This is a genomic window from Paenibacillus rhizovicinus (assembly GCF_010365285.1).
GTDB lineage: Bacteria > Bacillota > Bacilli > Paenibacillales > Paenibacillaceae > Paenibacillus_Z > Paenibacillus_Z rhizovicinus.
This window is the reverse complement of record NZ_CP048286.1, coordinates 5,916,739-5,938,377: the sequence shown is the minus strand read 5'-3', so window position 1 is coordinate 5,938,377 and position 21,639 is coordinate 5,916,739. Positions and strand designations below refer to the sequence as shown.

19 protein-coding genes are annotated in these 21,639 nt (G+C 53.1%); 8 read left to right on the top strand and 11 right to left on the bottom strand.

Annotated features, from left to right (window positions below; all coding sequences use genetic code 11):
• Positions 1-20: 20 nt before the first annotated feature.
• Both GZH47_RS26415 and GZH47_RS26410 read right to left on the bottom strand, forming a co-directional pair.
• Positions 21-836 carry an ABC transporter permease gene (locus tag GZH47_RS26415; RefSeq protein WP_162643976.1) on the bottom strand — a complete coding sequence of 272 codons (816 nt, stop codon included), beginning with the start codon at positions 834-836 and terminating at the stop codon, positions 21-23.
• Positions 833-1,861, bottom strand: a complete 1,029-nt coding sequence (locus GZH47_RS26410) for an ATP-binding cassette domain-containing protein (protein WP_162643975.1) — start codon at positions 1,859-1,861, stop codon at positions 833-835. Before GZH47_RS26410 ends, GZH47_RS26415 begins: the two co-directional genes overlap by 4 nt.
• Before the next feature lie 176 nt (positions 1,862-2,037).
• Between GZH47_RS26410 and GZH47_RS26405 the strand changes: the two genes are divergently transcribed.
• Positions 2,038-2,289, top strand: coding sequence for a YolD-like family protein (locus tag GZH47_RS26405; RefSeq protein WP_162643974.1), 252 nt, complete (start codon positions 2,038-2,040; stop codon positions 2,287-2,289).
• Between the two features lie 183 nt (positions 2,290-2,472).
• On the opposite strand, the gene GZH47_RS26400 is transcribed toward GZH47_RS26405, so the two are convergent.
• The 3 genes from GZH47_RS26400 to GZH47_RS26390 form a co-directional block, all read right to left on the bottom strand.
• Positions 2,473-2,757 (bottom strand): TetR-like C-terminal domain-containing protein, encoded by a 285-nt coding sequence (locus GZH47_RS26400; RefSeq protein ID WP_318653429.1) that lies wholly within the window; start codon positions 2,755-2,757, stop codon positions 2,473-2,475.
• Positions 2,754-4,817, bottom strand: a complete 2,064-nt coding sequence (locus GZH47_RS26395) for a methyl-accepting chemotaxis protein (protein WP_162643973.1) — start codon at positions 4,815-4,817, stop codon at positions 2,754-2,756. Before GZH47_RS26395 ends, GZH47_RS26400 begins: the two co-directional genes overlap by 4 nt.
• Before the next feature lie 277 nt (positions 4,818-5,094).
• On the bottom strand, positions 5,095-5,748 hold the full coding sequence (locus GZH47_RS26390; protein ID WP_162643972.1) for a M48 family metallopeptidase: 654 nt from the start codon (positions 5,746-5,748) through the stop codon (positions 5,095-5,097).
• A 251-nt stretch (positions 5,749-5,999) separates the two neighbouring features.
• On the opposite strand from GZH47_RS26390, the gene GZH47_RS26385 reads away from it, so the two are divergent.
• From GZH47_RS26385 to GZH47_RS26375, 3 genes are read left to right on the top strand one after another with little or no spacing between them, the layout of a single operon-like run.
• A complete protein-coding gene (locus GZH47_RS26385; protein WP_225446225.1) occupies positions 6,000-7,505 on the top strand; it encodes a sensor histidine kinase in 1,506 nt (501 codons plus the stop codon).
• On the top strand, positions 7,502-8,191 hold the full coding sequence (locus GZH47_RS26380) for a response regulator transcription factor (RefSeq protein ID WP_162643971.1): 690 nt from the start codon (positions 7,502-7,504) through the stop codon (positions 8,189-8,191). Before GZH47_RS26385 ends, GZH47_RS26380 begins: the two co-directional genes overlap by 4 nt.
• Positions 8,192-8,213: 22 nt before the next feature.
• Positions 8,214-8,732 (top strand): hypothetical protein, encoded by a 519-nt coding sequence (locus tag GZH47_RS26375; RefSeq protein ID WP_162643970.1) that lies wholly within the window; start codon positions 8,214-8,216, stop codon positions 8,730-8,732.
• Between the two features lie 169 nt (positions 8,733-8,901).
• Here the strand turns inward: GZH47_RS26375 and GZH47_RS26370 are convergent, their stop codons facing one another.
• On the bottom strand, positions 8,902-9,609 hold the full coding sequence (locus GZH47_RS26370; protein ID WP_162643969.1) for a DNA alkylation repair protein: 708 nt from the start codon (positions 9,607-9,609) through the stop codon (positions 8,902-8,904).
• Positions 9,610-9,748: 139 nt separating this feature from the next.
• Between GZH47_RS26370 and GZH47_RS26365 the strand changes: the two genes are divergently transcribed.
• Entirely contained in the window at positions 9,749-11,329 is a 1,581-nt protein-coding gene (locus GZH47_RS26365; protein ID WP_162643968.1) for a response regulator transcription factor, read from the top strand.
• On the top strand, positions 11,326-13,143 hold the full coding sequence (locus GZH47_RS26360; RefSeq protein ID WP_162643967.1) for a cache domain-containing sensor histidine kinase: 1,818 nt from the start codon (positions 11,326-11,328) through the stop codon (positions 13,141-13,143). The genes GZH47_RS26365 and GZH47_RS26360 overlap by 4 nt, the downstream gene beginning before the upstream one ends.
• 114 nt (positions 13,144-13,257) lie before the next feature.
• Here GZH47_RS26360 and GZH47_RS26355 read toward each other — a convergent pair whose 3' ends face one another.
• The 4 genes from GZH47_RS26355 to GZH47_RS26340 are packed head-to-tail and all read right to left on the bottom strand — an operon-like array spanning position 13,258 to position 17,715.
• Complete coding sequence (locus tag GZH47_RS26355; protein WP_162643966.1) at positions 13,258-14,850, bottom strand: ABC transporter substrate-binding protein; 1,593 nt, start codon at positions 14,848-14,850, stop codon at positions 13,258-13,260.
• A gap of 51 nt (positions 14,851-14,901) precedes the next feature.
• Complete coding sequence (locus tag GZH47_RS26350) at positions 14,902-15,822, bottom strand: carbohydrate ABC transporter permease (RefSeq protein ID WP_162643965.1); 921 nt, start codon at positions 15,820-15,822, stop codon at positions 14,902-14,904.
• A gap of 33 nt (positions 15,823-15,855) precedes the next feature.
• The gene (locus GZH47_RS26345; protein WP_225446224.1) at positions 15,856-16,776 is read right to left on the bottom strand and encodes an ABC transporter permease; all 921 of its coding nucleotides are present in this window, start codon (positions 16,774-16,776) and stop codon (positions 15,856-15,858) included.
• 42 nt (positions 16,777-16,818) lie between these two features.
• Positions 16,819-17,715 carry a nucleoside hydrolase gene (locus GZH47_RS26340; RefSeq protein WP_162643964.1) on the bottom strand — a complete coding sequence of 299 codons (897 nt, stop codon included), beginning with the start codon at positions 17,713-17,715 and terminating at the stop codon, positions 16,819-16,821.
• 402 nt (positions 17,716-18,117) lie between these two features.
• On the opposite strand from GZH47_RS26340, the gene GZH47_RS26335 reads away from it, so the two are divergent.
• The gene (locus tag GZH47_RS26335; protein WP_162643963.1) at positions 18,118-19,092 is read left to right on the top strand and encodes a hypothetical protein; all 975 of its coding nucleotides are present in this window, start codon (positions 18,118-18,120) and stop codon (positions 19,090-19,092) included.
• Position 19,093: 1 nt separating this feature from the next.
• Here the strand turns inward: GZH47_RS26335 and GZH47_RS26330 are convergent, their stop codons facing one another.
• Positions 19,094-20,044 carry a hypothetical protein gene (locus GZH47_RS26330; protein WP_162645447.1) on the bottom strand — a complete coding sequence of 317 codons (951 nt, stop codon included), beginning with the start codon at positions 20,042-20,044 and terminating at the stop codon, positions 19,094-19,096.
• A 211-nt stretch (positions 20,045-20,255) separates the two neighbouring features.
• Here GZH47_RS26330 and GZH47_RS26325 point away from each other — a divergent pair, with 211 nt between their 5' ends.
• The gene (locus GZH47_RS26325) at positions 20,256-21,578 is read left to right on the top strand and encodes a type 2 periplasmic-binding domain-containing protein (protein ID WP_162643962.1); all 1,323 of its coding nucleotides are present in this window, start codon (positions 20,256-20,258) and stop codon (positions 21,576-21,578) included.
• Positions 21,579-21,639: the final 61 nt, after the last annotated feature.

Sequence of the window (21,639 nt, the reverse complement as noted above, 5' to 3'; positions counted from 1 at the left end):
CAACCGGAATTGCCGAAGTGCTAGGTCCGGCGCATATACGCGCGTACCGTAATCGGAGCAAAGACCGCGACGATAGCGGCTGCGCCGATCAGGGAGATGACGAGATCCCAGCCCATCGTACCGGCGTTCGCCAGATCGCGGACGGCCGTAACGATATGCGAGATCGGATTCATTTTCACGAACCATTGCAGCCAATTCGGCATCGTGTCGGTCGGCACGAACGAATTCGACAGGAAGGTGAGCGGGAACAAGACGAGCATCGATATCCCTTGTACGCTCGAAGCGGTCCGCGCGATTACGCCGAAGAAGGCGAAGATCCAGCTGATTGCCCAGGAGCAGAAGATCACGAGCAGCGCGGCGATCGCCACATGCTCCAGGCCGCCTTCGGGCCGGTAACCCATGATATAGCCCATCGTGAACGTGAGCACGGTTGCGATCGTATACCTGACGGTGTCGGCCAGCAGCGCTCCCGCAAGCGGCGCGATGCGCGCGATCGGCAGTGATTTGAACCGGTCGAACACCCCTTTATCCATATCCTCGCGCAGCTGTACGCCTGTAACGATGGAGGTCGTAATGACGGTCTGCACGAGTATGCCGGGGATAATGATAGGCAAATAGCTTTGTACGTCCCCGGAGATCGCTCCGCCGAAGATGTAGGTAAACATCAGGGTGAAAATAATCGGCTGCAGGGTCACGTCGAACAATTGCTCCGGCGTGCGTTTGATTTTCAACAGCCCCCGATAGGCCATCATGAGCGAATGGCGCACCGACTGGCGGAAGCTCGTATGATTTTTCAGACCGGCGCCCGATCTCATTGCTGTCGTAGTCGTTCTCATGCTTTGGCCCCCTTCGCTTTGTTCGCTTCCTCGGCAGCGGATTGCGAGTCATCCTTCACGCCGTGGCCGGTGATGGTGAGAAACACCTCGTCGAGGGTCGGTTTCTGCACGCTCACCTCGTCAAGCGGAATCCCCGCCGCGCGAAGCGCGATCAGCAGATCGGTGACCAAGTCGGCGTTCGCCATCGGCGCCGTAATCTTCGCGGCTTCCGACGACACGGCGGACTGAACGCCGAGCACGTGTTCGATCGTCCGTCTCGCGTTATCGATATGGGCCGGGTCTTGAACTCTCAAATGCAGCGAAGACGTGCCGACCGATGCTTTCAACTCGTCTACGGTGCCCTCGGCGACGACTAAACCGCGGTCGATGACGGCGATCCGGTCGGCCAGCTGATCCGCCTCGTCGAGATATTGCGTCGTCAGCAGTACAGTCGATCCCGTCTTGACTAAGCGGCGGATCGTATCCCACATCTGTGCGCGCGTGCGCGGGTCCAAACCGGTCGTCGGTTCGTCCAGGAAGATGAGCGGCGGCTGCGCAATCAGACTCGCTGCCAGATCCAGGCGGCGGCGCATCCCGCCGGAGAAGTTTTTGAGCGGCCGTTTCGCGGCTTCCGTCAGCCCGAATTCCTCCAGCAGCTCCTCCGCCTTGCGCTTCGATTCCGCGCGTCCAAGCCCCAGGAGACGCGAGAAGATAATCAGATTCTCCGTCGCGCTGAGCGCCTCGTCGACCGATGCATACTGACCGGTCACGCCGATCAATTGACGGACGATCTGCGATTCCTTCACCGCATCATGCCCGAAGATGCGCGCCGAACCGGCATCCGGCCGAAGCAGCGTTGCCAGCATGCGGATCGTGGTCGTCTTGCCTGCCCCGTTCGGGCCGAGCACGCCATAGATCGTACCGGCGCGCACGTTCAGATCGACGCCATCCACCGCACGGTTATCGCCGAATATTTTGACGAGTCCTTGCGCTTCAACGGCCCAATCTCCATTATTAGGTTCTATTCTGTTGCTAGTTGCAGCCATTCCAATTCCTCCCCTATCGCTTATGATTGAATGGTACTTATCTTCTATGAACGGAATATGAACAGGAAATGGCTGGCTGGGTACTTCGCGGACAATTTCATGTATACTAGGAAGACGGCCTTATACGTGGACAGTAGGAGCGTAACCTATAAATTGAACATCGGAGTGTGACAGCGTTGGCTAAAACCAAGGTCCCCAAAAGACCGACGAGAGACGAATTCGTATTGGAAGAACTGGGCAATCAATTGACCGAGGCTTATCAAGAAGAGTCCATTATCGTATTATCCGTGTGGGGCAGAGAAGAACCGGTTCAAGGGCAGATCGTGACCATGGATTCCCGGACGGGCAAGGTCCATGTCGAGACCGGCGACGGCCTGCAGAAAGTGCCGTTCATGGACATCATGCAGGTCAATTATCCGAGAGGATAATTGGCGACGTTGTCGATAGATACAGGCAGGCGAGTTGTCGAATCGCTCATGCAGCCGACATAGACAAGCAATGACAAGAAGCCGGTTAACCCTTTGCGGGATTAACCGGCTTCTTCATCGATCAGACCACGACCGACCATGATGCCCGCCCTAGCCAAGCGGCTGAACGAGCCTAATACGGTCTCACGGTTTCGACTGGTGAAAATGACGCAAAAGGGAAAATTGCTTGGCCAGAAACACCGGCGTATACGGCATGTCGTTCCGGAGCCAAGCGATGATCGTGCCGATCAAAGCCGAGGAGCCGTACCAGATCGCAATGTCCCGATTAATGCCGGCGCCGATCACATCAGGCGCGCCGCCCCTTCGCTCCAGCCTCTCGGTAATTAGCTTGGACAGCAGATTTAAGAGGCGTTCCGTGAAGACCGTCGCTGAATTTGAAGGAACGGACGTCTCTCCGCGTACCGCTATTGCCGCACGTTGAATCGCTCCACGAGCTCATCCAGCGCCGCGCACAATCGATTGAGCGCCTCCGCCTCTTCGACCACTTTCCCGAAGCCTTTCACTTGCTCCGCCATCGTTTCCGATACTTGCTCCGACGATGCCGCGCTCTCTTCCGAAATCGACGACATCTCGTGGACTTCGCCGGCCAATTGATTGGATTCGCCGGATACTTCCGTAATGAACGCCCCGTTCTCCTGCAAAATGTCCGTTATCTGATCGATCGTGCCCGACAGCAGCGCGAAAGCTTGGCTTAACTGGAGGACGGCTGCAGTTTGCTCCACGGCCCGCTCTTTCACCTGCTTCATCGCGTCGACCGTGTGGCCGGCATCCGCTTGCACGTTCAGCACGATTTCGCCGATACTCTCCGTCGATCTCCGCGACTGCTCCGCCAGCTTCCTGATTTCGCCCGCGACGACGGCAAAGCCTCGGCCCGCTTCTCCCGCTCTCGACGACTCGATGGAAGCGTTCAAAGCCAGCAAATTCGTCTGATTCGCGATATGGCTTAACTGCTCGACGATCGTGCCGATGCTCTGCGTCTTGTCGTTCAGATTGAAGATTTCCCGCTCGATGTTGGCAATGGCTTGTCCATTGTCGTGATTGACCGCGTTCAAGCCGTTCATCAACGACATGCCGTTCTCGTTGCTCGCCTGCATGCCGTCCACGACTTGAAGGATGACGTTCGTATTATCGTGCAGCTGCTTGAATTTATCGGATAAATTCGCGGATATTTCCGAGCTCTTCTCGATCGAATGCGACTGCATCTTATTGCCTTCGGCGATTTCATGAAGGGATGCCGCCACTTCCTCCGAAGAAGCCGTGACCTCCTCGGCAACGGAAGCCAGGGAACGGGACGAAACGTGAATCTGGCCGGAAACCGCGCGAATGCTTCTCGTAAGATTCTCCAGCTCTTCGACCATGCCGTTGAAATTCGTTCCGATCTCGCCGATCTCGTCCTTGCTGCGGAGCGTCGTGCGAACCGTAAAGTCGCCCTCCTTCACTCGCCTCATGTCGAGAATGAGCGTTTGCAGCGGCTTCGAAATCCGGCTGCCCATGAAATACGCAACCAAGGCGGCTAGGACCGCAGCACCGATCAATACGAAGATAATGCGCTGCGTGAGCGTGTTTACATCGTGATAAATATCGCTTTTCGCCGAATCGATCAGCAGCGTTTGTCCGTTGGACAGCTTCGCGAACGAAATCATCTTGTCTTCGTTATTCTCTTTCACCGTCATGACGCCAAGCGCTTGCTTCTTGATCTGTTCCACCAGACCGGCGTGGATGGCGGACAGGTTGTCGGTTTGCTTCAATCGCGGGTCGATCAGATAGTCGAGATTCGCGTTCAACAAGGCGCCATAGCTGTTCGCGTAAGGCTTGATGCCGTTCACGATATCGGTAAACAGATTGAAGTTAATGTCCATGCCGACAACGCCGATGGATTCCCCGTCCTTGAATACCGGCACGACGTAACTGATCATTTTGACGCCGATGTTTTCGTTCAGGTACGGATCCAGCCAAACGGCCTTGCCTGCGTTCACGGGAATGTAGTACCAGCCGACATGAGCGAGATCGGTCGGATCATACTGGCTGAAGTCCGTGGGCGTCAGCTGCTCGATCTTGCCGTCGCCGTCCGAATCCGCGTGAAATAACCCTGACGTCGGCGAAGTGAACGTCGGATTGAACCGAATATAGAACGCCATGGCGCCTTTCGTATTTTGCGAGAATTGCTCGGCTAACGGTCTTATCTTCTCTTGATAGGCTTTCACGTACGCAGGGTCCGTCTTGAATTTCCGGACATCGTCGAGCATCGAGATCGCCGAGACGGCAAGGCCATTGACCGACTGTTCAATCGCCTCGATCGTGAGATTCAAGCTTTTGGCCTTCGTATCGACGTTCAGCTTCGCCGCCTCGTCGGACGATTGCTTCAGCATTTGATTGGCCGTATTGATGCCGATTAAGCCCACGACTAGCACTGCGATGACCGAACACGTAATAATGGCAATCATGATCTTTGTTTTGACGGTTTTCATTCAAGGATATCCCTTTCCGGTTATGGATGTCGAAGCTATTGCGAACAACAAAAAACCTCTTAGCAGCTAAGAGGTTGGTCACCCAAAGAATTCCATCGCATACGGAAATCGATGATCCATGCCTTCGCGTCATCGCCGCGAGGCCATGAAGCATCCTGTAATTGCTAATGTATGTGGTACCATTATACTAAAATAAGGATGTTTAACAAGGAAATATAGTAAAATTCGACATTTAAATTTCATAAATATTGTATGCGTAATAATGCCTTCGTATCGATCACAGCGTCATCGCTTGTCCGTATCGCTCAAGGAAAGCCTCTTTCTCCTTATAATCCGGCATGATGCTGCCGACGCGCCTCCAGAACGAGCGGTCATGGTTCATATGCAGCAGATGGCATAGCTCGTGAATTATGACATAATCGATCACTTCGACCGGTGCCATCGCCAGCCGGTAATTGAACGTTAAGGCCTTACTCGAGCTGCAGCTGCCCCACTTGGTGACGGACTCGACGATTTCGACCGATTTGGGCTTCACCTTCAGCAGCTTCTGATACGGCTGGATTCGTTCCTGGATAACCTGCTTGCAGCTCGCAAAATAAAACTTTTTCAGCTTCAGCCTCCGTTCATCCTCGTCCAGCCCTTCGATGTCGATCAACTCCTGCAGCAGGCAATAGCGTCCCAAATGGAGAAACTTCCCTTGCTCCTGATATTCTTTCAGCTGCGGGGCCGAACGAGCCTTCTCGATCGCGTCAAGCCGATCCGCCAGCTTCGCGGCATGCTTCTCCACTGCGCGAATAATCGCCTCTCCGCTCGTGCCGTTGGGAGCCTTCGCCGTAATGAAGCCGTTAGACTCGATGTGAATCGAAAGCTTGCTCCACGGCCCGTATTCCACATGGAAGGGGATCTCGCGCTGTCCATATACAATCTTCATCAAGGTACCTGCAAATCCTCTCTGCGCTTATGATTGGATTCCATTATACCCGATTTCGGCAGGAAAACGGCCGCTCCCCCGAGAAAATCCCGAACAGCTGTCTAAGTCTTTCGATCCTAGGAGTCCTAGGAGTCCTAGGAGTCCTAGGAGTCATGGGAGTCATGGGAGTCATTTTATACTTTTTTTAGAATTGGTTTACGGATTATTTACGAACGAATACTACAATAAGAGGGAAAGGAGCTGCAGAGCCGTTGTCCATTCGCAAAAAACTACTCTTATCCCATATCGCCATGATCGTTATTCCTGTCCTGCTATTCGGACTTACGGCCATCTTGGCCGCCGGTGCTTATATGCATGAAACGTCGCCGGGTGCGAAGCAGGACCGGCAGCCGCCATTCGCCGCCATGCGCGAGCTGTTCGGCGGACGCAGCGAGCTTGCCTCCGGCCTGACGTTCATCGCCAAGCATGACCCGCGTCTGCTCGACGATCCAAGTTTTATCGCGGACACGGAAGCGGAGCTCGCCAAAGTCGCTATCGGAATCGTGCTGCTGAGCGGCAGCTCCACGATAACCTATGCCTCGCCAGGGTTAGCTGCCGCCGACATCCTAAGCAGGCTGGATAAAGGGACAAGCCCGCAGCGCGGAGGCGGATTCCCTCATCCGGGTCCGCACGGCGCCGGCGACAGCAGCTTGGCTCGCATCCCGTTCATCGGCGCGGACGGCACCTCGCGCGAGCTCGTCATCGTGTCCGATATGGAGCCGGTCGCCCGCTTCTTCCGCAAATTCATACCGACCGTGCTGCTGACGCTGCTTGGCGCGCTCATCCTGACGAACGGCATCCTCACGTACATCGTTTCGCGCAGCATTATTAAGCCGCTCTATGCGCTGAAGTCCGCGGCTGGCCGGATTCGCGAAGGCGATCTGGACCACTCGGTACAGTGGCAGCGGAAAGACGAGGTCGGACAGCTCGGCACCGCTTTCGAAGAGATGCGCATCCGGCTGAAGGAATCGATCGGCGACAAGCTGCAGCTGGAGCAGAATCGCAAGGAGCTGCTCGCAAGCATTTCCCATGACTTGAAGACGCCGATCACGGCCATTCAAGGATGCGTCGAATGCCTGCAGGACGGCATCGCGGACACCGAGGAGAAACGGCAGAAGTATATCGGCATGATTGCCGGCAAGACAACCGACATGAACCGGATGATCGAGGAGCTTCTTCTCTACTCGACGCTCGATATCGGCAAGCTGCCGTTCAACTTCGTGTCGCTCGACGCGGCGGCGTACATGCAGCAAGCGGTAGACGAGCTGAAGCTGAATCCGCGCATGAGCGAGATCGAGATCTCCTGGCGCAATGACGCCGGGAGGCCGCTTTTCATTCGCGCGGATCGGGAGAAGCTGCACCGGGCGCTGCTCAACATCGTGGACAACAGCTTGAAGCATATGCGCCAGCGGCCCGGGATGCTTCGATTCGAATTGCTCGAGGAAGACGAGAACACGGTTGCGATTCGAATCTCAGACAACGGAACGGGCATTCCGGCAGAGGCGCTGCCTTACGTATTCGATCAATTCTATCGGGCCGAGCCTTCGCGAAGCACGGACGCGGGCAGCAGCGGCTTAGGGCTTGCCATCGTGAAGCAAATCGTTCATGAGCATGGCGGGACGGTCGAAGCCATAAGCGGCACAGAGGCCGGAACGGCGATTATGATGCGGTTTCCCGCCGATCGCCCGGCACCGGTCGAGAAAGGAGATCAGCCATGAAACGTATATTGATCGTCGAGGATGATCCGGTCATTTCAGAGGTACAGAAGGACTACTTGGAGGCGAGCGGTTTTACCGCGGAGATTGCGCACCATGGCGAGCTTGGACTGCAGTTGGCCCTCGAGCGGGCGTACGACCTGATTCTGCTCGATCTGATGCTCCCCGGCATGGACGGCTACGAGCTGTGCCGACGCATTCGGGAAGTCAGCAATGTGCCGATTCTGATCGTCTCCGCCAAGAAGGAGGAAGTGGATAAAATCCGCGGCTTCGGGCTCGGAGCCGACGATTATATATTAAAGCCGTTCGGACTCGGCGAGCTTGTCGCCCGGGTGAAGGCGCATCTAGCCAGGTACGACCGGCTGGTCGGCAGCGGCGAATGGCGCCGCGACGAGCTGGTGCTGCACAATATCCGCATCGACCGGCAGGCGCGGCGCGTGGTCGTGAACGAACGCGAGGTTGCCTTCACGGCCAAAGAATACGAGCTGCTGCTCTTTCTCGTCCAGCATCCGAACCGCGTCTTCCGCAAGGAAGAGCTGTTCGAGCGGATTTGGGGCATGGATGCGCTGGGCGATCATGCCACCGTGACCGTCCATATCAGTAAGCTGCGGGAGAAGATCGAGCGAGATCCATCCAAGCCGCAATATATCGAAACCATCTGGGGCGTCGGCTACCGGTTTAATTTGTAGACAATCGGGAGGCGGTAATACCATGAGCAAATCCAAGCTGTCGCTGCAACAAAGAAGAGTATTATTGCTGCTTCATATCCTCTTCGCGGCCATCATGATCGGCGTGCAAGCGACATTCATCATCCTCGCCCTGACGGCCTCCGTTACGGACAATGCATCCGTGCTGCAAGCCTGCTATACGATCATGCATCTGCTGGCGGGTACAAGCGTACGGGCATCGGCGATCGGCACGGCCGTTACCGGCATTCTATTGTCCGTGTTGACCTCATGGGGGTTATTCCGCTACTACTGGCTCATTGCCAAAGAAGTGCTTACGCTGTTCTCCATCGGCCTTGGCCTGATCGGCATATACATATGGACGCTGCGCGGCGTCGAACAGACGGATGCAGCGGGAATCAACGCTTGGCGGGAACCGGGATTCAGCGTGAACCATACCTGGCTCTGGATCGGCATTATGCTTCAGACATTGTCGCTGCTCGCCATGTATATATTGTCCGTGTGGAAACCGGGCGGGAAGCGCGATCGCCGGGCCGCTGCCTGAATCGTGGGCCAGCCAATAAAAACCAAAGAAACCGGATCCGTATGAGCGCTCAAGACGCTTCCGCGGATCCGGTTTCTTTGTCGCATTTCCTGCCTTGTCCTGCCTTGCCTGCCTTGCCTGCCTTGCCTGCCTAGCCCTCTGCCATGTCCTGTCCTCTGCAGCGATTCCCCTAGCACCTTACATGCTTGCGTTTGAAGCCAATTCGCCCTTTATCGACATCCTTCTGAATACGTTCGGAAGCATTCAGGAATTTGCTCTTCTTCTTGTCGCCCTCGACTTCTACCAGGCCTACTGCCGCCGCGGTCTCGACCGCCCGCTCATGAAGCGGCTTATAGGAGGTCCCGACGGTATAAATGAAATTGTTCATGGCGTATTTCGTGCGCTCGGGAGCATCATGGATCGTCCGCTGCACCACGTCCAGCAGCTTGGACAACTTGGTTTCGGCAAACTCGCTGTCCGCGCGATTCCCGAGCAGCCAGCAGTAGCAGCTCCACCCCGCCGACATTCGCAGCTCGTCGCCGCTGGCGATCCACTTGTCCGCCACTGCCTGCGCGATATCCGCTTCCGCCAAGGTTACCGCAACCACATAATCGGACAGCATGAAGAAATACGCCTCATCGATCCAGCGGTCAAAATCCGCTTCCGTCATGGCTTTCGGATCCGCGATGATGCCGGCAAAGTACATGGCGTCGTAGTTTCCCGTAGCGTATAATTCCTCGGCCAAAGGCTGATTGATTTTCGTTTTTCTGAAGATCGGTTTCATTTCGCCGGTCGCCACGCCGAACAGCGGTTCCTGCGCGCCGTTGGATACGTACATTTTCTTGGTTCGTTCCTTGCCGAGCGCTTCAAGTTCCTGCATAACCGTTTCTACGTTCACTCGTATGCACGTCCTTCTATATGAGGAGTCGGCCTTCTATCGGCTCGTTAAAATAATTATGTAAGAAAAGCCTTGGGAAATCAATTCCCGCTGGTGTAACATGGAGCTAGGTTACTAATCCTATTGGGAGTGAAATCGCATGATTAAGCTTCTAGTCGTAGACGATGAGTCCGTTACCAGAAAGGGTCTGATAAAGCATATCAAGTGGAATGAACTCGGGGTAGATGCGGTCGAAGAAGCCAAGAACGGCATCGAAGGACTCGAAGCAGCCCGCCGCATGAAACCCGATATCGTCGTGTCGGATATCCGAATGCCGGGCATGAACGGGATCGAATTCACGACTTGCGTCCGCGAACTGTTTCCCTCCTGCAAGATCATTTATCTGAGCGGCTATTCCGATAAAGAATACTTGAAAGCCGCGATTCGTCTGAATGCGGTCAGCTACGTGGAGAAACCGATCAACATCGAAGAGCTGCAAGAGGCGATTCGGAAGGCCGTACGGCTGTGTATCGAAAATGATAAAGTCCATCATATCAACACGGCGCTTTCGGGAAGCTTGCCGTTCATCAGGCAGAACATCGTGAACGGGCTGATTCACAACAACATCGACTGCGATGAGATTCAGCGAAACTTAAGCCTGGCGAAGATATCTTTTGCCCCGGGCGACGTATACACGGTTTCTATCATCGTCCCTTCGTTTGCGGCAGACGAGTCAACCGACGGCAGAAAAAGCCGCTGCGATCGCATCATCGAATTTCTTCATCGGCCAGCAAACGGCTTTACCCATCTAGCGATCATGAAAGATGCCGATCATATTCTAGTCATCTCCGCGCATCAACCGGAACGCCAGCATGACTTTGCTGCGCTCTACCCTCTCCTGATCGAACATTTGCGAAGCAAGGAAATGAATTACGCCGGCCTTTCCTGGATAATCGGCAGCACTTCGACCGGCTTGCAGGACATACGTGTATCTTATGAAACTGCAGCTCATTTTCTGAAACAATTGTTTTATTACGACGCCGGGAACCTCTTTTTCGCCAAGAACCAGACAGGCTCCCTGTACGCGATCCATGAAGGAATCATCAAATCCTATGCGAATCTCTTGCAGGATCTTCAAAAAGATAAACTTTTCCCTTTCATTGAACATCTCGTTCATGCGATTCAAACCAAGAAAGGCACGCCCGTAGACGAGGTCAAGAATCTCTTCTATCGGATGCTGCGCATGCTCATGGAGCAAGGAGAGAAACAGGGACTGCAGCTCAGCCTTCACCATCGTCAGAACGACGAATACGATTGGGCCATGATGTCGAAGATCGATACGCTTCAGAGGCTGAAAGACTATTTCCTGCTCAAGGCTGCCTACATCCTCGACGGCATCGCAGCCATGGAATCCTCGAGCCGCGCCGTTACGGATGCCAAGAAATTCATTCGCGGCCACTATAACGACAAGGAGATTTCCGTAAATATTCTTGCCGATCACGTCCACCTCACGCCGACCTATCTCTCCTCCTTGTTCCGCAAGGAAACCGGCCAAACGATCAGCGAGTACATCACCGAGGTCCGGATCGAGAAATCCGCAGCCTTGCTGATGCAGCCGCAAGCCAAGCTCTATGAGGTCGCGGATCTGTCGGGCTATAACGACGCCAACTATTTCACGAAAGCATTCAAGAAACTAAAAGGCATGACGCCCACGCAATTCAGGCGCAAGCATAAGCCATGAAGCGCTCGTTCCGGGCCGCCGTCGGATTGTTTACGCACATGCATATTCGGGCCAAGCTCCTGATCTCTTATTTCATCCTCATCTTCCTGCCGCTCGCGCTGATGACCGCCTTCTCGTACAAGAATGTATCGCATGATTACGAGAAACAAATCCTGCACTCCGCCGACCAGTCGTTCGACCAGGCCTTCATGTTCTTAAGCTACAAGGTGAACACGCTGATCAAGGCCTCCGACGTCATCTACTTCAACGCCGATATCCAGACGATTCTGACGATGGACAAGCAAACCTTCGCGGACGATTACGTGCAGCAGAACATCGACAGGCGGAAGCTGGAGTATTTCCTGAACAGCTTTCAGAATACCGAAGATATCTATCGGGCAAGTTTATACGTTCCCGGCTGGCTGATGTACGCCGGGCAAAATTTCAACTTCTATAATATGGACGTCTTCTCCCGCACTGCTGACTACCAAGCGCTGCTCGCATCCAAGGATAAAGTCGATTGGCTGCCGCCGCACGCAATCACGAACAACAACACCAATCTGGACCCGGTGCCGGTCATTTCGCTGCTGCGCAAAATCCGGAACAGCGAACAGACGACGGAAATTATCGGCATCATCGAGCTGAACATTTTGAAAGAAGTGGTGGAAGGGATCATCCAGAAAGCGAATATCACCTATGACGGCGTCGTCTATATCCAAAATTCGAACGGCGATATCGTAAGCTGCTCCAACACGCAAAATTTCCAGCGCATCAATCCGAATTTGGCGCTTGTCCAGAACGCGCAAGCTCAAGACGATGACAGCCAGTCATGGAATAAAGCGAAGATCGGGAACAATGACTTCCTTGTCCGAACAAGAGCGATCGACGATACGGACTGGACGATGGTGACCGCGATTCCCTTCACGGAAATTTTCAAGCAAAGCACCCGGATCAGGGATCTCATGCTCCTGCTGATGCTCGTATGCGGCCTGGTCTCGTATGGCTTGGCCTATGTCATTACCGGCGCAACGGTCAAGCGCATCCTGCTGCTCAAGAAGAAGATGCGCCTAGTTCAGGAAGGCGTGCTTAACGTCGAGGTGCATGCGGCCAGCCGCGACGAAATCGGAGAGTTGACCGCCAGCTTCAATCACATGGTCAAACGAATCCGGCTGCTCGTCGAGGAACAGTATCAGAACGGCAAAGAAATTAAAAATTTGGAGCTGAAGGCGCTTCAGGCGCAAATCAATCCGCATTTTCTGTACAATACGCTGGAGATGATCAACTGGAAAGCCATCGACAACAACGTTCCCGAAATCGCGGTCATTTCACAATCGCTCGCGAAGTTCTATAAGCTCAGTCTGAACAAAGGCAAAGATATCGTCAGCATCCAAGATGAAATCAATCATATTCGCGCCTACGTGCAAATTCAGAATTTACGATTCGACAACAAGATCAAGCTGGACGTTCGGATCGACCCCGAGCTGTACGGCTGCGATATTCTGAAGCTGATCCTTCAGCCGCTCGTCGAGAATTCCATCATCCACGGCATTCTCGAAGCCCGCGACCGCGAGGAAGGCTTGATCGTCATCACCGGACGCCTCGACATGAACGATATCGTGTTGACCGTCAGTGACGACGGCGTCGGGATGCCTTCGGAGCAAGCCGCACGGCTGCTTGCCAGCGGTAACGCCAACGAGGAAGCCCAAGGATACGGCGTCAGAAACATCAACCACCGAATCAAGCTCTGCTACGGCCAAGAATACGGCCTCGCTTACCGCTCGTCGCCGGGCGGCGGCACGTCGGTCGACATCCGAATCCCGCATCGCGGCAGTTAACGAAGAAGGTTCAGGACGGATGCGATCCGCACTGAACCTTCTTTCGTCTTGCTTCTTCTAGGGTTTTGCGTCTTCTAGCTTCTTGCGTGTTCCGGCGCTTACGGGCGCGGCGAATTACTTGTTGGCCGCAAGAAACGCGTCCAGCTGCTTTTGCATTTCGGCCATGATTTTCTCCGAGCCCGCGGCTTTCACTTTGGATACGAGCGTTTTCAGACCTTCCTCCGGATTCTTCACGTAGCCGTAGTTGAGCGGGAACGAATATTGCTGCACCACGTTGGTAACGGCGGCCATTTCGTTCTTGACCGGCTCGAAATCGGGCGTGAAGAGCGCATACGGGTTCTCTCTCGCCCGATCCGCCAGCTTCTGACGCACTTCCGCGTTGTTTGGCGGAGTACCGACGACATCATAGCGGAGTTCCGGCGCCTTGAAGCCCCAAGAGCAATAGCCATCCGGCGCGAAGCCGTCCAAATCAAGCGGTTTCAGCTTGTTGTCGGACGTGATTTCATAATGCTTGCCCTCGATGCCGTACGTCAGGAGATTGTTGTAGCTTCGATCCGTGCGCAGCAATTCAAGGAGCATCAGCGCGCGTTCCGGGTTTTTGGACGAAGCCGGTACCGCCATGCCGTCCTGCATCGCTTGCGTTTTATACGTGTACTTGCTGTTCAGATAGAATTGGACGTCCCAATCCGGATGCTCCATGTAGACGCCGCTCCAGGAATCTTGATTGTGCAGTTTGGATGCGGCTTTCCCTTCCGTCAACATTTTATCGTCCTTGTTGGAGAGGATCGATTTCGACCAATAGCCCTTATCCCCCCACTCTTTCATTTTCTTGAAGTAATCCAGGATGCCGTCCGTCTCATATAAGTTAAAGATCTTTGGATTGGCATCATCCATGTTGATGTAGAACGGGGAAAACTGGCTCGACAGTATACCGTAATAGCCTTGTGCATTGGCATAATACGACTCAAGACCGCCGGACGAGCTGATATCGCCGCTTGGATCGAGCTGCGGATCGTTCTTCACGACCGCATCCATGAATTTGCCGTAATCATCGATATTGTTGATGGAGGTCAGTCCGTATTTTTTCATTAAATCGCCTCGGACGATATAGCCCATATCGCCATACTGATAGAACTCCGAGGGCATCGCGAAGAGGTGGCCGTCCAACTCCGTCTGCTTGTAGAAATCCGGGGTGATCTGGGCAAGGCTCTTCGGCGCGTAAGTCTTGGCCAGGTCTTTAATATCCATGAATGCGCCTTTCCGGGCATTCTGATAGAAGTTCGTCCACGTCGATGCGTAGATCAGGTCGATCGGTTCGCCGGAAGCCAGAAGCAGCGGATATTGCGTGCCGTAATCGGCCCAGCCGACCCAGTTTACTTTCAAGGTCGCGTTCAAGTCTTTCTCCAGCTTCTTGTTCAATTCGGCAAGCACCATGTCGTAATCCCTGGCAGGAGAACCGATCAGGTACATGGTCAGGTTAACATGCTTGGAAAGGTCGATATCCGATTTTGCCCCGGCATTGTCGGTACCGGCAGCGGTATTATCCGTCGTCCCCTTCCCATTGTCGCCATTGTTCTTAGTGCCGCCATTCCCCGCATTGCTGCTGGTGTTCGAATTTCCGGAGTTATTGCCGCCGCAGCCTGTTAATGCAACCGCCATACTGAGCGTGGTCGCCAGAAGCAGCGTTAATACGTTTGATCTTCTCATACGCATCCCCCTTGAAAGATTCGTTTATGCGATACACCGGATAATCCGGTACTATCCTTTGATTGCACCAACCGTAAGGCCCTTGACGAAATATTTCTGTACGGACGGATAGACAAGAATGATCGGCCCCGTCGCGATCACCGCCATCGCCAGCTTCAACGACAAGGTAGGAACGGAGATTTGAGCTACGCTTGCCATCTTGGATATTCGCGATATGGCCTCGGCCGATTGCAGCGTCGAGAAGAGCAAATATTGCAGCGGGTACTTGTTCACATCCGTAATATAGAGCATCGCGTTGTACCAGTCATTCCAGTAATCCAACGCATAGAACAAGCCGATGGTCGCGAGCCCCGGTTTCGTAAGCGGCAGAATCAGCTTCATGAAGATGGTGAAGTCTCCCGCTCCGTCGATTTTGGCCGATTCGCTGATCGAATCCGGAATCGAGCTGATGAAGGTTCGCATCACGATGAGATAGAACACATTGATCAGGAGCGGAAGAATCAACGAGGTCAGGTCGTTTTTCAATTGCAGGTATTTCACGAAGAAGATATACGTCGACAGAATGCCGCCATTGAACAACGTCGTGAAGTAGAAGAAGAACGCGAGCTTGTTCCTGTACTTGAAATCCTTGCGGTTCATCACGTAGGCCGTCATCGAAGTAATGAATAGCCCGATGGCCGTCCCGACTACCGTAATGAAGATGGATACGCCGTATGCCCTTATGATCGAATCCGGGAATTTGAACAACACGTGATAGGCTTCCAGCGAGAATTTGCTTGGAATGATGCCGTACCCGTGCAATGCGATCGCCTTCTCGTCCGTGAACGATCCGGAGATGAGAATTTCAAACGGCAGCAGGCACAGGATCGCCGCCACGATCACGACCGTGTAGCTGATCACATTGAATAACAGATTCGCGCCTTCGGTCTTCGGAATCCTGCCCTTCGCGTCGATAGCAAGTTTGTTCTCCATAGGTCTCCTCTCCTGGCGAAAACGTAATCGGGCCTAGAACAATGCGTTGTCCGGCCTGGTCTTTCGAATGACGCCATTCACCACCATTATGATGACGAAGCAGAGCACGGATTGATAGAAAGTCGCCGCGGCCGGCATCGCGATATCGCCGCTTGTCAGAAGGGACCGGAAGACAAAGGTATCGATGACATCGGTTTTGTCGAATAGCTGCCCGTTGTTGCCGATAATCTGGTAGAACATCTGGAAGTCGCCGCGTAGAATCCGTCCGATGTTCAATAGGAACATTATGAAGATCGTCGGGCTAATCGACGGGATCGTAATATAAAAGATTTTCTGAAACACGTTCGCTCCGTCGATTTCAGCCGCTTCAAAACATTCGGCGTCGATGCTGAGAATCGAAGCGATATAAATGACCGACGTATAGCCGACCCATTTCCAGGAGTTGAAGAAACAAATGATCCAGATCCATACGGACGGCGAGCTATACAGGTTTACGGGGTCCATATGCAGCGATTTCAGCACCGAGTTCAGCGTACCGGTCTCGTAGTTGAAGATGTTGTACACGAAGACGCCGACGATCGTCCAGGAGATGAAGAAGGGAAGGAAAATAATCGACTGCGTGACCTTCTTGAAATATTTCCCTCGCATCTCGTTAATGAAAATCGCGATCATGACGGCAAACAGCTGCGAGGTAATCAGATTCATTAAGTTGTACAGAATCGTATTGCGCGTTACCCGCAGCCCGGTCCCCGAATTAAAGAAGTATTTGAAGTTCTCGAACCCGTTCCAATGACTGCCGAACACGCCGAGATCGAACCTGTAGTCCTTGAACGCCAGGATGATTCCCGCCATCGGGATATAGGAAATCAAGAAGACCAATAGAATCGCAGGCAAGGCCATGAGAAACAACGTTCTGTTCTTGCGGATTTCATAGAAAAAACCATGCTTGGTCAACCGCTGTCACTCCCTTCGTTTACGAGTCGCTGCGAACGTGGCCTAGAAGCAAACCCTATCCATGTACAACTTGATAAACGCTGCCGCATCCACGCTCTTGGCAGCCTTGATGACGGATTGCTCGGCATTCCCCCGCCAGTATAGCGCGGTTTTGTTATACGTCGACCCGCGCGTAAACTCGCCCTGCGTCTCCACGACGATCTCATCCCGCTGAAATTCCAATAGGCGATCATCGAATACGGCGCAGATCGCCAGAGCATCATGCATCATCGGATAATGATCCGTCACCTGCTGCCACCGCGCGATCAGTTCCGGAATATAGGCAGACGTTCGTTTGTGACGGGTCAATAACCGGTCCATGTCTTCTTGGGCCAGCACGCATTGCACCGTCACGTCCAGTCCGACAGCCTTGATGGGGATGCCGGATTCGAACACGACCCGCGCGGCTTCCGGATCGCAGCGTATATTCCATTCGCTGAGATGGCTGTAGAAACAACCGCCCATCATCACGATCTCCTTCACCTTGGTCCGAAGCTCCGGCTCCTTGAGGATCGCAATGGCGATATTGGTCAAAGGCCCGATCGGCACCAGCGTGATCTCGCCATCCGAATTCATGACCGTATCGATAATGAAATCGATGCCGTTCGTCCCGAATCCAACGACTTGTCCGTCCTTGTCTTCCGAGAATTGGCACGGAATCTCATTCCTGTCTACCTTGTTGATGATGGGACTGCCGATTCCGGCGTAGACGGGAATGTCCGGCCGTCCGGCCATTTCGAGCAGGTTGACCGCCAATTTCGCCCGGGCGTTCACATTCTTGAACACCGTCGTAATGCCGATGACTTCCAGTTCGGGCGACTCCAGCGCAAACGCGATCGCCAATGCATCATCGATATCATCGCCAATGTCCGTATCGATAATGATCTTCGTTCCAGCCATGTCAGCACTCCATTCATCGCAGATAATTGTAAGGGCTTACAATTAATATTCTAGTCGCAAATTCGTATCGGTTATATATACAAAACTATAATTTCAAGTAAAAATATACGATGTTCTGCCCGGACAGAGGGTTGATACAGGCGCGATACCAAGGCTGGGACATAAGAAAAACCGCCAGGGCACCATGCCTTGGCGGTTATTTTATCGTTGATCTAATGTATATTCCTTTGTCAGCACCTTCAGACGGTCCGACTGCACAGTTTAGTCATGAATATCAGTTAAACACAATCGATAGTTATGTTCATAGTCTTACCATTTTCAACAATTATAAACATCAAGGCGATGAGGTTTAAATGGGCTATTTTATGACGATCCCTAGTGAAATAGAAAGGTGGATCCGATATGGATGAACTGAAGAAGGCTTACGAGCTGTTCAGCCTGCCTGAAGGCGCGGCGAGGGAGGAAGTCGAGAAACGGTATTTCATGTTTATCCGCCGCGAGCGCGCGATCCGTCTACGTCATAGATCGGAACGAACCGACGAGCTGCCCATTCATTCGGAAGAGATCCATAAGGCATACAAGACGATTTTGGAGGATGACGGGCAGATGAGGATGAAGCCGTTCGACTCCGCCGAATACGGCAAATACAACCGCCATTATATGTTCCCTGTTATTGGCGCATTCTTTTGTGCGATCGTCATGATGTGCGTTATGTTATACGGCATCCAAGACTATATGGACCACCGCCACAAAACGGCCGAGCTCGCAAAGCTTCCGCCTGTCGATCTAAGCGTCACCTTCTACGGCGAATATGTGAGCAGGGCCGGTACCGATACGAACAAGGAATTCCATATGCAATCACCGGAGAGGCCCGAAGGAGATGTCTTCGAAGAAAAGTCGCCCCGCGTCAGCGACTCGAAGCCGCTGGAAGCGGATATCCTGTCGACTTTCCCGCAATGGACAAGCATCAAGGCGTTCGTCGCGTACGCGCCTTCGGATATCAAGCTAGGGCTGGACGAACTACTCCCTCAAGGTAGCATGGGGGATTTGTTGAATAACCACCCGTCGGATATTTATATCATGGATCAAGCGAGCTTCACGAAGCTGGCCGGTTACTATGCCCTGCTTCCGCTCGAAGGCGCGAATGCCGATAAGCTCGGCTCGAGCCTTCATCCGAAGCTGAAGCTGAAAGCGATGACGGAAGACGGCCTCGAGGAGCATGTCTACGGGATCGACATCTCCGCCAGTCCGCTGCTGAAGGGACTTCCCATCGCCGGCAAAACGTACATTGCCGGGATCGGCAGCGAATCCGAACAGCCGGATCATGCGTTTGCGTTTATAAAAAAATATTTGGACGGGGATACATCCAAAAAGTGATCTATTGCGTGATGATATATCGAAATTTCTCCGTGTACGCATTTTTTCGCTGCTCCACTCGTCGTAAATGATCGTAGAAACTATGAGAAAATTTAAATACGTGACCGAAATCCCAATCTTGTTCGCTGTAGTTCTTTTCCCAAAACCGAATCGACGTCGGCAGCGCGGCTGCTCTCGTCGCGGGCTGCAGCGGCAAACGATCGACGGGCGAAACCAATTTGATCGTATCCCCGGATTTAATGCCCCGACTATAGCGAAGAACTTTAATCAGTTTCATCATCGGACGCAATCCTCTTTCGAACAAGGAGACATGCCCGAGATCGAACAAAATATTCAACGCATGCGAGAACGTCAGCATATGGCCGATTAAATCATGATGGGATTCCGCGCGGTAAATGACCGGGAACTCGGCGAGCTGTTCCAGCACCAGCCCTGATAATTCTGCTGGATGCGAAATCTTCGGAAAGCCGTCCTCGGCAACAATCTGCATCCTCTTCACCTCGGAAGCGGAGAAGCCGATCCAGGAACGTCCCGGAATCGTCTTCTCGAACGATCGAATAAGATCGGTTATTCCGGCGATTTCCTCCGCACTTCCCCACCCTTTAAGTTCATGGATAGCCGACAAACATGCAGCGCTGTAAATGACGTTATGACCGACCCAGTGCAGCTCGTCGATCGTTAGATCAAGCGCTTCGAGAATGGCAGCTTCAGCCGTAAACAGGTCACAAGCGGAACGATGCTGCGTGCTTGGCGATCCAAGAATCTTTTGTACCATCGCTCCCGCCTGCAATGCAACGAGCTCGGCGATGCCGTCGCTCAAATCATTCGTCGAGACGAAAAAGTAACTGCCGATAGCGGCAGCGCCATAATGGGCTTGCCAGATATCGCTCGTTTGTTGTTTGCATGATGCGATGATCGATAATCCGTCCCTTAATAGGCCTTGGTTCAATATCATGTCCTCCCCCCTGTTATCTCGCATCGACATCCGTCTCATTCCCCATGCTTCGCATAGAATTTTCCCCATGGTAAGCAATTTGTGACCTATGGCACTACCAATACGAATTAAATGTATCCTTCAATAATCGAAAAGTACACCTATCCAGATTTTGCTAATAATCTTATTCTGAAATAGATACATATACCTAATTGGGAGGTTCCACTACATGAAGAAGAAGAGTCTTCTAGTCTCATCGCTCGGCTTGGCGCTTACCGCAACTACGGTCTTAGGTTCGGTCGGCGCGGCAACGAAAACCGACACCATCGTAATCCGACATACACAACTGGGCGAGGCGAAACAACAGCGTCTTAATATCCTGAAGGATGTACTGGCAAGGGTTTCCAAAGAAGTGCCGGGCGTCAAATACAAGCTGGACGGCGTGGACTCGGACGTAAACCGCAAAGAGAAATTGCGTTCCGAGATGGTAGTCAACAAAGCTCCCGCGATATTCGACTTGTTCGGCGGCTCCGACACGCAACTGTACGCGGAAGCCAACCGGCTGCTCGATCTCACGCCGATTCTGAAAGAGCTCGGCTTGCAAAACAAATTTATTTCCTTGAACGAATTCACGGTGAACGGCAAAGTATACGGTTTGCCGATCGGCGGCTACCAAGAGGGCTACTTCTACAATAAAGAATACTTCAAAGCCAAAGGCCTGAAAATCCCTAAAACATTAGCCGAACTCGAGAAATTGGCGGACACGATCAAAAAAGACGGCAAAACGCCTTTTGCTCAAGCGTCCAAAGCCGCATGGGTACCGTTGATGACAGCCAACACCTTGTGGGCTCGTTACGCGGGTCCGGATATTACGAACGGGTTCACGACAGGTAAAACAAAATGGAACAGCGCTCCGATGGTATCCGCTTTCACGAAGTACCAAGATTGGGTGAAGAAAGGATACTTCAAGAAAGGCGAACTCGGTCTGGATTATGCCGAGCAGCGCAACCAGCTCATCCGCGGCGAAGCCATCATGATGTACGACGGATCTTGGGCATCCAGCGTATTCACGGATCCGAAACAAGCCGGTAGCTTGGTGAACAAAGTCGGCTACTTCGCAATGCCTTCGGTAGCCGGCGGCAAAGGCAACCAAACTTACGTAAACGGCGGATTCTCCAACGGTTACGGGTTCTCGGCAAAAGTGAAAAACGACAAAAAGCAGCTCGCATTCGTAAAATCCTTCATTAAGAACATGTACAACGACGAAATGCAAATCCGCGGACTCGAAGCGGACGGCGTCCTGCCATCCATGAAAGTAAACAGCACGAAATTGGCGAATGCCAATGCTTCCGCGCTGGTGAAAGAAATCATTGAAGTGGGCAACAAAGCAAGCGGCGCATTCCCGGCCTTCGATTCCTTGGTTCAAGCCGACGTGAATACCGCGCTCAGCGAAGGCATTCAGAAGCTGATCGGCGGCAAAACAACGCCGAAGGCCATGCTCGACGCCGTGCAGAAAGCGCAGAATGCGGCAAACAGCGACGACGATTTCTAAACGATCATAAGCACGGCAAGTACCACCCTCCTCAGTGTGGGTGGTACTTTTTTGTACCTGC

Excerpts from the sequence above, each read along its gene's own strand:
- GZH47_RS26415 (WP_162643976.1), bottom strand. The coding sequence starts at position 836 with ATGAGAACGACTACGACAGCAATGAGATCGGGCGCCGGTCTGAAAAAT.
- GZH47_RS26380 (WP_162643971.1), top strand. The coding sequence starts at position 7,502 with ATGAAACGTATATTGATCGTCGAGGATGATCCGGTCATTTCAGAGGTA.
- GZH47_RS26375 (WP_162643970.1), top strand. The coding sequence starts at position 8,214 with ATGAGCAAATCCAAGCTGTCGCTGCAACAAAGAAGAGTATTATTGCTG.
- GZH47_RS26395 (WP_162643973.1), bottom strand. The coding sequence starts at position 4,817 with ATGAAAACCGTCAAAACAAAGATCATGATTGCCATTATTACGTGTTCG.
- GZH47_RS26390 (WP_162643972.1), bottom strand. The coding sequence starts at position 5,748 with ATGAAGATTGTATATGGACAGCGCGAGATCCCCTTCCATGTGGAATAC.
- GZH47_RS26340 (WP_162643964.1), bottom strand. The coding sequence starts at position 17,715 with ATGGCTGGAACGAAGATCATTATCGATACGGACATTGGCGATGATATC.
- GZH47_RS26360 (WP_162643967.1), top strand. The coding sequence starts at position 11,326 with ATGAAGCGCTCGTTCCGGGCCGCCGTCGGATTGTTTACGCACATGCAT.
- GZH47_RS26335 (WP_162643963.1), top strand. The coding sequence starts at position 18,118 with ATGGATGAACTGAAGAAGGCTTACGAGCTGTTCAGCCTGCCTGAAGGC.
- GZH47_RS26350 (WP_162643965.1), bottom strand. The coding sequence starts at position 15,822 with ATGGAGAACAAACTTGCTATCGACGCGAAGGGCAGGATTCCGAAGACC.
- GZH47_RS26365 (WP_162643968.1), top strand. The coding sequence starts at position 9,749 with ATGATTAAGCTTCTAGTCGTAGACGATGAGTCCGTTACCAGAAAGGGT.
- GZH47_RS26410 (WP_162643975.1), bottom strand. The coding sequence starts at position 1,861 with ATGGCTGCAACTAGCAACAGAATAGAACCTAATAATGGAGATTGGGCC.
- GZH47_RS26325 (WP_162643962.1), top strand. The coding sequence starts at position 20,256 with ATGAAGAAGAAGAGTCTTCTAGTCTCATCGCTCGGCTTGGCGCTTACC.
- GZH47_RS26355 (WP_162643966.1), bottom strand. The coding sequence starts at position 14,850 with ATGAGAAGATCAAACGTATTAACGCTGCTTCTGGCGACCACGCTCAGT.